Source organism: Saccharicrinis aurantiacus (assembly GCF_947489045.1).
Lineage (GTDB): Bacteria > Bacteroidota > Bacteroidia > Bacteroidales > Marinilabiliaceae > Saccharicrinis > Saccharicrinis aurantiacus.
In genome coordinates this window covers 185,766-197,939 of the sequence record NZ_CANLCN010000006.1, presented here as the reverse complement: position 1 = coordinate 197,939, position 12,174 = coordinate 185,766, and the positions used below count along the sequence as shown (strand labels likewise).

At 35.0% G+C, this 12,174-nt stretch carries 6 protein-coding genes; 1 reads left to right on the top strand and 5 read right to left on the bottom strand.

Features of this window, described 5'->3' with window-relative positions; genetic code table 11:
• The first annotated feature begins 857 nt into the window (after nucleotides 1-857).
• The gene (locus QMO11_RS09205) at nucleotides 858-2,294 is read left to right on the top strand and encodes an FG-GAP-like repeat-containing protein (RefSeq protein ID WP_282037009.1); all 1,437 of its coding nucleotides are present in this window, start codon (nucleotides 858-860) and stop codon (nucleotides 2,292-2,294) included.
• A 217-nt stretch (nucleotides 2,295-2,511) separates the two neighbouring features.
• Here QMO11_RS09205 and QMO11_RS09200 read toward each other — a convergent pair whose 3' ends face one another.
• From QMO11_RS09200 to QMO11_RS09180, 5 genes are all read right to left on the bottom strand, one after another.
• Nucleotides 2,512-3,330, bottom strand: a complete 819-nt coding sequence (locus QMO11_RS09200) for a hypothetical protein (protein ID WP_282037008.1) — start codon at nucleotides 3,328-3,330, stop codon at nucleotides 2,512-2,514.
• Nucleotides 3,331-3,348: 18 nt separating this feature from the next.
• Nucleotides 3,349-4,785, bottom strand: coding sequence for a RagB/SusD family nutrient uptake outer membrane protein (locus QMO11_RS09195; RefSeq protein WP_282037007.1), 1,437 nt, complete (start codon nucleotides 4,783-4,785; stop codon nucleotides 3,349-3,351).
• Nucleotides 4,786-4,817: 32 nt separating this feature from the next.
• On the bottom strand, nucleotides 4,818-7,739 hold the full coding sequence (locus tag QMO11_RS09190; protein ID WP_282037006.1) for a SusC/RagA family TonB-linked outer membrane protein: 2,922 nt from the start codon (nucleotides 7,737-7,739) through the stop codon (nucleotides 4,818-4,820).
• 35 nt (nucleotides 7,740-7,774) lie between these two features.
• Entirely contained in the window at nucleotides 7,775-8,209 is a 435-nt protein-coding gene (locus tag QMO11_RS09185; RefSeq protein WP_282037005.1) for an Ig-like domain-containing protein, read from the bottom strand.
• A 123-nt stretch (nucleotides 8,210-8,332) separates the two neighbouring features.
• A complete protein-coding gene (locus tag QMO11_RS09180; RefSeq protein WP_282037004.1) occupies nucleotides 8,333-12,142 on the bottom strand; it encodes a carboxypeptidase regulatory-like domain-containing protein in 3,810 nt (1,269 codons plus the stop codon).
• Nucleotides 12,143-12,174: the final 32 nt, after the last annotated feature.

Sequence of the window (12,174 nt, the reverse complement as noted above, 5' to 3'; positions counted from 1 at the left end):
AATCATCTGAACATATTTGGGATTCTACTACCTTTAAAGCAACCATGCAAGTCAATAAATCAAATTGACTTGCTCTTAAAAGCTTACATGAGTAGAACTAATGAACCATAACATATCGGTTTATATCATTTAGGATAATTACCTCTTATTCTAATCTCATAGGGACTTATTTTGATCGTGCTGATGTGGCTTAATACAAATTTTAATAAAGGGATTATTGTAGCCAATCGGATAACAATCATTTTTCTTATTTAAGCAAACAAATCCCACCCTCTATACACAATAATTAGGTTCAGGGTTCACTAATTATTTTAGACTCTGAAATCTTATTTAAAGAGTATCCTTTTCTGACTCTATATCACCTCCCGCAACATCAAGAATATTTCATTGATTTTAAATCAATACATTAAATAATAATAAACTCTCTATAGCCTCTTTACCATTACTATCGGCTAGCTTTATTTCACCCTCCTCTAGATAAGTGCGAAAGTATGTGCTGGTATACCTCCTAATGCAAGGATACCGTTTGCCACTTCATCAACTTTAACAAGAAAGATCATCAAAAGCTTCTCAAATTTTACATGTAACTCTAAAAATCTCTCTCCAAGATATCTATTTCAACCATTATCAAACGAATTCCAATAAAATAATTCGACAACAAAGAGCATTTTGGTACTTACTTACTAAACTAATTTCAGTTTTACGAATATTCTCAATCAACTACTGAGTTAACCCATCGCCAATTACAATAACGGCACCGTACATATTAACCTCTTGCCAACCATCTAAAGCTTAAACACAATCGAATTTCATATACTTTCGCGACCCAATTTAAAAAAACAAATTAAACTTAAGGAATGAAAAAAACAGTTTTACTATTAATTATTGCTGCAATAAACTTAGTTGCCTTAGCACAAAACGAAGAACACACAGTCGGTAACAAAATTATCTTAAGCACAGAACCAACTATTGGGGTGTACTGTGGTGCTGTGTATTCAGATATAACTAACCAATTAGTTGTCCCGTCTAATACAACACCTAGGGGAATGTCAGTATTTAGCAATCAGCAAACTACACTTGACAATATACAGCATATTGATTTTGGAACAACAAATGATGTGTATGGATCTGCTCTTTCTGATTTGGACAATGATGGTGACTTAGACCTAATAACGGCTGGTCCTAATGGAGCAAGCACAAGCCCTAATAATATTTACTATTGGGATGAGCAAGAAGATCAATACAAATATACTGGATCAACCTATTCATTTGGGCAACATGCGATTTATGGAAAGGGTGTGGTCACTGGCGACTTTAATAACGATAATAAAACTGATATAGTTTGGTTTACAGAGAAATACTACTATTCAAGGAAATACGGCATTGTAGTTGGGATTAACAATACTACAAGTCCTGATAACATTACATTTGAATCAATGAACAAATATCACATTGAAGATGATGAATTTCGATATGGGAATACAGCATATTCGACTGGTGATTTTAATGCAGACGGCAACTTAGACATTGTTACAGTTGGTAGACAAGCAGGAGATACTTACAGACTATTATTAGGAAATGGTGATGGTACATTCACATTAAGTAAAGGTGATTCAGCCGGAGATAATTTTGAACCCATGTATATTTCGACCGGTGATTTAAATAATGATGGTAAAATTGACCTAATCATTACAAGGAATGACTATACTAATAGGAAAACAGTTATTGAACTTTACCTATGTAATGATGATTACACATATAGTAAAACACAGTTATATAGCTATAGTTATTCATATGCTAACATTGCTTACGCTGTTGATATTAACAAAGATAATCATCTAGACATTGCGTGCATAACTTATCAAAATAGAAAAGTCAATATTTATCTAAACCAGGGTGATGGTATCTTTAAATCAAAATCAGATATCCGAATTAGCGTGGAGAAAGATCCTCGACAATTGTTTTTTGACGATCTTGTTCCTGGAGGTTACTTGGAAGTTATTACTGTTGCAAACTATAATGAAATTGCTTATTATGAGATAACTAAAGATACGCCTACAAATATATCTAACAATGAGTCTCAATTTAAGGCTTACCCAAATCCGACCAATGGGCTTATTAATATACCAAACTACACAGGATCGGTTAAAGTTGTTGACCTAACAGGAAACACCGTATATTTTACACCATCCTTTAACCATTCAATCAATATAAGCAATCAGCCAAGTGGTGTATATTTCTTAATTCTTGAAAAGAACGGTCAAGCGTATCAACAAAAAATAATTAAGAAATAGTATTTCAACTATCGTATAATCAATCGATATACAAGTAAAAACTAGGAGGTGCGTTGATATATTATTTGATTTTCACATGGCTTTAATTAAATAAATATTAGACGCATCTTACCTAGTGAACAGGGTTGGTACTATTAAAAATTGAGCATAAAAAAAGAGGAAGACTTATTAAAAAATAAGTGCTTCCCCTTTTAGTTAGGTTTGCATATTTTTGAAACTAGTTACCAATCTTTTCAAAGGTAAATGTACCTCTATCATATCCTGTATCTGGTGTTGCTTTAGGGTATATGAAATACTCTATTTCAAAGATTGTGCCTAAACATGAATTATACATACCTGTTTGCAAACTTTTAATCCAAACATTTTCGTAACCCGAGCCTAGATCTTCGAAAAAGAAGGCATCGGGAATAGAAACATCATAGCTATTTCTATCAAATTGAAGTTCTACCTCATTTTCTTCAACCATCCATAGACCTTTACTTAAGACAGAATAAGATCCTGATCCAGCTCTCATGGTCACTTCGTAATTATATGTGCCATCAGATGCCTTTTCAGTAACATGAAATTTACCCGTAAACATGCGTCTATCAAAATCGCAATGGCGGAATAAGTTTAGCTGAAACTCATTGTCAAACGTAGCTACATTCTCATCTTTTTCTGCTCCCAAGTGAAGGGTTAATGTTGCACCTTCTTCAACAGCATTTTCGTAAATACCCTGTATCTGAATATTAGCTAAAGCTTCTCCTGCAGGAACAACAATTGTTTTAGATATAAACTTAAAATGTACATTTTCTTCGGCACTTGAATTTTCAGTATCAACAACAATATTAAATACCTGCTCAGTATCTTGTACTTTTGTAACACCTACTTCTATTTCAATAATAGCTTCATCCTGATTCACAATAATCATATCCTCAGAACCCATAAAATGAATTTGAGAAGGACCATCATATAGGGTTACTTCGTTTTTATAACAAGCCGTTAATACAAAACTTGTTACTAAAAACATTGCTATTTTATTAATTGTAATTCGCATAATTTTTTTCTGAAATTATTAATAACCTGGATTCTGCTGTATATTGCTATTTCCGTTAAGCTCGGCTCTAGGAATAGGCCATTGCCATCTGAAATTATCAGGCGTGATTTCTAAATCGTTACCTACAAAGGTGTTTGCTTGAGGAACTCTTTTAAAGCCCTCGCCGCGACGTTTTAAATCAAACCAATAGAAACCTTCGAACATTAGTTCTTTTTTACGCTCTTGAGCAATAAACACATCTAAATCTACATTCTCAGAAATGCCATCGAAACCAGAAATACGAGCAGATAATAATTGTTCTAAGTCTTCAATTGCTTCGGTCTTTTTATCTAAATGTGCATTTGCTTCGGCACGAATTAAATACATCTCGGCAATACGCATTGGCTTTGGCATATTAGTACCTTGTGCAGTAAACAAAGGATTAGTTGGATACTTATAAATTAAGTTCCCTTCCCAACCAAAACCAGTTTGTGTAAAATCAAAATAAGCTCTTGCTCTAATATCATCATCCTGATTATATGACTCAAACCAATTATTTGCAGGAATATAATCGGGATTCGGCAATTGTGTTTGATTTTGTCTTAGGTAAAAGTTATAACCTAAAGATGGCCCAGGTGCATTAACAGTGTACTTAACCTTCCATATTATCTCATTGCCCGTATCATGAAGCCAGATATTTGTAAAATCAGTACCACTTGCTAATGTATAAGTTCTATTCTCAATTACTAATGTAGCAGCATCAGCAGCTTTTTCATAATCCTGCATATCTAAATATACACGTGCTAACAAACCATTGGCAAAGTCTTTAGTGAAAAAGGTACTCTCGCTTTCTGAATTATCTTCGAAAAGACTAATCGCTTTTTCTAAATCATCAATAAGCATGCTATACACCTCTTCTATAGTGTTACGCGATGGCTCGTCATCATCAAAGCCGGTTACATAAGGAATACCTAAATCTGTTTTTGCTGAAGAAGCATTATAAGCTTTTGCATAGATACGTACCAAATCGTGGTATAATAATGCACGGCCTGTATAAGCCTCAGCCAAAATTCTATTTTCTTCTTCTTCCTCTATTTCTATATTCTTTAAGTTTTGAATTAGAAAATTAGCATTATAAACAATGCTATAGGTAGTAGCCCAAACTGTTGAAACCTCGCTAGATCCAGGATGTAATCTCCAGGCATACACTTCGCCCCAAGTATTAGAGAACTGATCCGTTGCATAAGCAGCATCTGTTGCTATATCAAGTGTTGTTGTTAAATAGGTACCATATGATCCGGTAGAAACAAAACCTGAGTACATACCATTTAAGATTACTTGTGCATCCTTGGCATTGGTTAATACATCATCAGTTTCGGTTTGATCATAAGGCTTTTTGTTAAAGAAATCCTCGCAAGAGGTAAGACTTGTAACAAGGCCAATTAGTAAAATATATTTATATAAATTGCGTATCATTTTTGTAATTTTTTACGATGAAATCTTCAATATTAAAAGCCTAAATCAAGACCAATTGAGAACGTTCTTACATTAGGATACATATTGGCTTCTGAAGCTCCGTAAAATTCCGGATCCATACCATTATATCCAGTCCATGTAAGTAAGTTTTGACCTTGTAGGTATACCCTTGCACTGCGGAATACCTTTGTTTTATCTAATAAATTATCATTTAGGTTGTAGGATACTGTAAGGTTTTTCAAACGTAAAAACGATGCGTTTTCAAGTAAACGGGTATCATATTGATTATCCTGATACTTTGGATGTGGGTGTTTTGCATCGTCACCTGGTTGTTTCCAATAATCGAGCATTTCTGTACTTTGATTATACGACATAAATACTCCTTGACTCTCAGTAAAGTAACGTGTTGAATTAATAATCCACTTATCAGCCATCCAAGTAAACTGTGCATTTAAGTTCCATCCTTTATAAGACAAACTTGTTGCAAAACCACCACTAACAGGAGGCATCCATGATTTACCTTCCATTAATTGTCTGTCGCTATCTGAATACATATTGGTTACACCACCATCAGCCGTATACCATAAGCCTTTACCATTGGAAGCATCAACTCCAGCCCATTCTGTTAGGTTGAAAGTACCGTATGGCTGTCCTACTTTTAGGGTTGTAAAACCACCATCAATTTCGGTAATGCCACCATATAATTCTGTGATAGTATTTATATTATATGCAACATTTGCACTCACATTCCAACGTAAGTTATTGGTTTGCACCAAATCATAATTCACATCAACTTCGATACCTTTATTCACCATTTCGCCAACATTCTCGAAACGACCAGAAGTACCTGTAGTTAAAGAACGAGGAACATAGAATAACATATCTTTTGTTGTTTCGTGATACAAATCAACATTAACTTGTAAACGACGGAACATCGACATTTCGAGACCTATATTGGCTTTTAGTTTTTTCTCCCATGTTAAATCATCGTTACCAAACTGCGCAAGCATTGCTGCACTATAATCATCGTAAGTACCATATGAGAACAGATTAAGGTGATCGTAATTACCAATATTATAGTTACCTGTTTCACCTATACTTGCACGCAATTTCATTTGATCTATCCAATGAATATCTTGTAAGAAGGCTTCTTCTTGCATGTTCCATCCCGCACCAGCACTCCAGAAAGTACCCCAACGACTATTTTTACCAAAACGAGAAGAACCATCTCTACGGATACTTAAATCAACCATGTATTTATAGTTATAAGTATAATCCATATTGGCAAAAAAGGAAGCTACTGTATAATCATAATTAGACCCACTCCATCCGTTAGGCGAAATAGATGATGCAACACCTAGCACTCTCAGGTTTTCGTTTGGTAAGTTCATACCAGATACACCAAAGCCATCATAATGATTACTTACAATCTCCTGTCCTCCAAGCACACCAAACTTATGCACATCGTTAATATCAAATTTGTAACGTAAAGTATTTGTTGGTGTAATACGAGCATTACGTTGGAATGAGCGTGAAACTCTACCATTAAACTCGGCTCCCCAAACAGACTCTGGATGCAAATAATCGTTACCGGTATAATCGTAAAAATCTAAACCTACGTTTGTTTTCCAAACTAAGTTAGGCGCTAACTCAGCATCGAAAAAGATACCCCCTACTATTTTTAAAGTGTTGTTATCATTACTATTTAACAACAACTGCTCTACAGGATTGGCAAAAGGAAAACCTTCGCTATTGTAGTTTCCATTGGCATCTTTAGGCGCAAAGTATGGATTTAATAAACGGGCACCGAAAATTGGGTTATATACGTTATTTGATGCTTCTCCACCTGTTACGGTATTAGAGTGTGTTTGGTATCCCAAAGTAAGATTTACACCTAGATTTACCTTATCAGAAACCTTATTATCGATATTTGCTCTAAAGTTAATTCTATCAAAATCGGAGCTATATAAAATACCCTCTTGTGCATAGTAACTACCGGAAAGATAAAAACGTGTTTTTTCGTTTCCTCCTTGAGCTGTAATCTCATGTGATTTTGTAAAAGCATTTCTTAACACTTCGTCTAACCAATTGGTATCAATTCTGCTTAAAGCTAATTTCTCTTCTGGGGTATAGTTTTTTAATCCTAATTCTTCTTCGTACGCAATTTTCTGTTGCGTATTCATCATATTAAAATTATCGCGTGCAATTTGGTTGTAACCATACTGAGCACGATACCCAATTTTTGTTTCCCCTGAGCTATCTCCTCTTTTGGTGGTGATAACTATAACCCCATTACTGGCTCTACTACCATAAAGTGCCGTTGCTGTTGCATCCTTTAATACCGAAATGTTTTGAATATCATTTTGGTTTAAGGCACTAAATTGACTAGCCGAAATAGGAATACCATCCATAATAAATAATGGATCGCTACCGGCATTAACCGAACTTACACCACGTATACGAATGGTAGCTGCTGCACCAGGAGCACCTGATGAAGCTACTGCAACTAAACCTGGAGATTGACCTTGTAAGGCTTGATCGAAACTCGCTACAGGCACATCGGCAAGTGCTTTTCCATCTACATTTGCCGAGGCTCCTGTATAGGTTTCTTTTCTTTTGTTACCATAACCTGTAACTACAACCTCGTCTATAGACTCTGAATCGGTAGAAAGGGTTATGTCAATTTTGTTTTGACCTTTATAAACCACTTCTTGGGCTTCGTATCCTATAAAAGAATACACTATAGTTTGGTTGTTATCAGGGGCCTGTAAACTATAAGACCCATTTATATCCGTAACGGTACCCATTACCGTTCCTTTAATAACTACACTAACTCCGATCATTGGTTGTCCATCAGATTTATCGATGACAGAACCTACAACAGTATTGTTTTGTGCAAATACTGAGCCTCCAATCATCAATAAAATGAACAAATTATTTAATAAATACCTCATTGAGAAATAATTGTTATGTTTAAATTTTTATTGTATTAGTTGATAGTTATAGGAATTTCGTAGGTTGTGAAGTTTTTGCTATGATCAGAAACTGTAACAACCACAACATAATCACCAATCATTATTGAAGGAATTGTTTCTTCAAATAACCATTGACTTTCTATGGCATCATTTGTTCCAGATAAAGGGAATGTAACAGGTGTAGGATTCCAAACTTCATCCCAACCCATTGTTGATTTATTAGATTCTGAAACTTTTCGTAAGCTACATGTTACTTCTTTCAGTTCTTTGTTATCCTCAAAAGTTGCACTTAAAAATAAAGTACTAGACATAGGATAAACTCTATTTTCAACAGGTGAAGAAATACTCGCTGTTGGAGCTTCTGTATCTTCTACTTCATCTTTACCACAAGAAGCAAAAACAAGAGATAGAAAAATTAGATTTAGAAAAACTGTTACTCTTATGTTCATAATATTAGTATTGTGTCTCATCTATTAACAAGACAATTTTGATATCATTATTTTTAGAAAAATATAGAATAGCATAATGAGCAGAATTCATAGTGAACTAAGAAGTCTGCGCACATACTTTATTTATAGCTTATTTATTTTTTTGATAGTTTCGCTGTTATTGGTATCAACTACTTTTAAAATATATAATCCTGGCGCTAAGTCGGCAATATTGACTACAGTAGAATTTGGGTCACTCAATTCTTTTACCTTTTGACCACTTATGGCGTAAAAGCTTAAGTTTTTTATAGGAATATTAGTCTGAATATTTAGTACATCTTGAGCCGGGTTAGGATAAACAGATATCTCGTTTTCAACATCATCAATACCTACTCTGCGCTCTAATGTTATTTCGAACTCCATTTCGGAACCAAATTCGAAATTATATGAACCTTCTTTGGGTGAGAAATCAAGAGCTGAAACACTATAAGTATAGTTACCAAAAGGAACATGTAAGAAAGATACAAGTCCGTAGTAATCGTCTGAATCCTCTGTTTCTCCTTCAAATACAATAGAAGAATCATCGAGATTAGTTAATGTAACCAATGCGTTTGGAACGCGATTATTTCTATCACCCAACACAGTAATTCTAACATCAACTAAATCTTCAAGGAAAACCTCTCCGATACCAGCGCCATTTTCAATGTGGACATACTCTCCAATTATGGTAACATATCCGTTTAGCGAAATTTCGAAGGTATAAGTACCATAAATAACATCTTCGAAAATTAGAGATCCTAATGTTGCAGCTTCGTTACTGGTATAGTTGCTATAAACAATATCTTCGAATTCATTATTCTTTAAAATAACTTCTGCATTACCCAAGCCAACTAACTCAGTATTGAATACCTGAACTGGTAAGTTTGCTATATTACCTTCAAGTAAAATTGTTGGACCGCCTATGGTTTCCTCATTTATAGAAAACTCTCCCTGGTATGTTGCGTAGCCCTTAGCTTCAACTGATAAATAGTATTCACCAAAATCCACATTAATAAACTTTGCTACTCCAGCCTCAGATCCTTCTCCGAGAGTTACAGCTTCGAAAGTTAAACTCGAATTCGTTTTAGAGGTAAATATAACTGTAGCCCTATTAACAGGAGCGTCATCATCTTGCACCAAAACATTAAAACTTACAATTGCCGGATCTAATGTTGCCTCAACACTACTTACTGTCTCTGCATCTACTTCAAATATTCCTGTCTCGCTAATATAACCATCAGCACGTACTAAATAATCATAGGTTCCGTAAGGAATATTTTGAAATAGAAACGTACCATCTTCTCCTGTCTCTCCATCAAAGGAAATACTTACATCTTCGGTATTGGTTAGGGCCAAATATGCACCTCCTATTACTTCAATGTTACCATCTGCATCTTTAGATTGAATAAGCGTAGTGAAATTAGCAGGAGGGAATAAATTAACAACGATGGCATCATCTTCAAAATCTTCGTTCCAAACAAAACTACCGGTTTCTGTTGTTAACCCAGAGTGTTCAACCACATATACTATTTCCTTAAAACTAGCATTTTGAAAAGTGCATTTTCCGTTTTCGTCGCTCATTCGCATATCGAAAGGGTGCACAGCTCCTACATCGTAGACCTTAACCCATACCCCTTGAATTGGCGTATCAGTTCCATCTTTTTCATAAATCTCGAAATTCAAATCAGCTCTTGCCTCCTCTAATTTACCTTCAAAATCATGAGTTGGTTTAACTACTTCTATTTCGAAACTTTGTGTAATATAACCTGCGAACTCATAATCACAGGTATACGTACCATAGGGAACATCTTTAAAAATAGTATTTGGCATGTCCATATCCCCAACCGTAGTTTTATAAAAAACTAAATCAGGATTGCTTTGGCTAACTAATGTAATATGAACACCCGCTTGGTACGGATATTCTTCTGAAGGATAAAAAGCCTCTATGCCAAATGTTAGTGTCGACAATGGTAATAAACTTGCAGATCGCTCTTCGCTATAATCTTCATCCACAGAAATATTACCATTGAAATTTGCATAATTATCAGCTGAAATATTTACTTCATAATCGCCATAACGTACATTACTAAATAAAGCCTCTCCATTCTCATCAGCAGTTTCTGTATAAGTATATGGTCCGTAAGTAATCACTATCTCAGCACCAACTAGTACCTCAGCTGTAGTTTCATCTGTTACTTTATATGCTAATCGGTCAACAACGTCGGCATCTGTATTCAAGTTAATGCTCAACTCTAGGTCAGCACCAGCTCCAAAATATTGGTTTGCATTTTTAGTTGTGTACCCATCTGCTTCAATGGTATAAGAATAAGTACCTAGCTTAGCTTCGTTAAAGGCACATTCTCCCTTATCATTACTGGTTAAAGTAGTTGTAAAATTACCGTTCGCCAAGGTTAACTTAGCACCAACAACAGGCTCATTTTCTTTATTCAATATTGTAATAGTTGTACTACTTGTTTCGAAACCGAAATCATCTAATTTATGAGTATATATATCACAACCTTGACCATTACCCACTTGGGCCGTTACGTACAATAGACCGTTATTATATAATATATGGTCTACTTTTGGCCACATATTCATAATACCATCACTATTCTCAATTGACAAATTATACGATGAAGATGAGAAAGCCTCGTTAACAAAAACCATACTGTTTTGATCCGCTTCACTCCAAGTAGCAATAGCAACGTTACCTCCAGGAAGAGCTTCTAAAGCAGTAACCTCTACATCTCCGAGTTGGCTTATTAGATAAGGCTCCGGATTAGTTAAAGTAGCATCTATTACATAAACACAATTTCCATCTGAAAGATGGGTAGCTGCAAAAAACAGATAATTATCTGATAATGTAAGATATTTAATATTATCACTAATATTTTCGTTATTAATGCTAATTAACCTTGCTTCTTTATTAACAACCTGCACCAACTTATGAGTCTCTGCTGGTGAGGGAGTTGTTTGCTTACAACCTATACCAAATAGGTTTTCTCCCAAACTGATTGTTTCTGTATTATGAAAACGAAAGTTTTCAACACTCCTAGGATTATCCAAATCATCTTTAATTACATAGGATAAGTTTTGCGGAATATTAGCACGTGTTGCAAACAAATAATAATCATCAAAAGGTGTTACTTCTGAAATGCTTGATGACATATCATCAAGAGAAAAGACATAATCTGCTTCACTACCTCCTGTAACCGAATGATTCATTTTAAATACGGCGGACATATTATACATTCCCCCATTGTTTATACCTGAAATAAAGTAGAAGTCAGACCCTTCTATAAACCCCTTAAAAAAACCTTCTTGAGATTCTGCTGTATGATAAGGGTTAATATAAGTTTCTCCTGTATTAAGTTTGGCTCTTAAGGTACCTGGGTCTGTTCCGTCGGTTTGATATACCCATGCTTCATAACCTTTAAACATATCATAACGTCCTAGAGCGGTGTAATAATATACTATTTGATTATCATCATACTCCATACGCTGCACATTACCAACGGCGGGATTCGTCCCATGTCCATAATTTAATAGCATTTTAGCCGAGGCTCCGTTAAAAATACGAAGTTCAGTGCCCATACCATTGGCAGCATCACCATAGTAATAAGCATTTTTATCACCAGCCCATGATTCTAGTTTATCAACTGTACCTGCACGTAATGTCTCAATGGTATTGAATGTTGCACCGTCAGCTGAAGCACCAATAATATCAGTAGCTCCTACTCGTGCTGTATATATTAACCCCTCACTATATGGCTTAAGTACATTAACTCCATATGGTAGGCTATGCACCTTACTGGTATTTAAATCTACCCCAGGGGTATTATCCTCGGCAGATACTTTACTTACAGAAGCAAGTGCAATTAATAATGTAATTAAGAATAAATAATTTCTCATTTTGTATGATTTATGGTAAATGATGCACTAAG

What these genes read in the sequence shown, in the direction of transcription:
- QMO11_RS09190 (WP_282037006.1), bottom strand. Translation starts at nt 7,739, where the DNA reads ATGAGGTATTTATTAAATAATTTGTTCATTTTATTGATGATTGGAGGC.
- QMO11_RS09180 (WP_282037004.1), bottom strand. Translation starts at nt 12,142, where the DNA reads ATGAGAAATTATTTATTCTTAATTACATTATTAATTGCACTTGCTTCT.
- QMO11_RS09205 (WP_282037009.1), top strand. Translation starts at nt 858, where the DNA reads ATGAAAAAAACAGTTTTACTATTAATTATTGCTGCAATAAACTTAGTT.
- QMO11_RS09200 (WP_282037008.1), bottom strand. Translation starts at nt 3,330, where the DNA reads ATGCGAATTACAATTAATAAAATAGCAATGTTTTTAGTAACAAGTTTT.
- QMO11_RS09185 (WP_282037005.1), bottom strand. Translation starts at nt 8,209, where the DNA reads ATGAACATAAGAGTAACAGTTTTTCTAAATCTAATTTTTCTATCTCTT.
- QMO11_RS09195 (WP_282037007.1), bottom strand. Translation starts at nt 4,785, where the DNA reads ATGATACGCAATTTATATAAATATATTTTACTAATTGGCCTTGTTACA.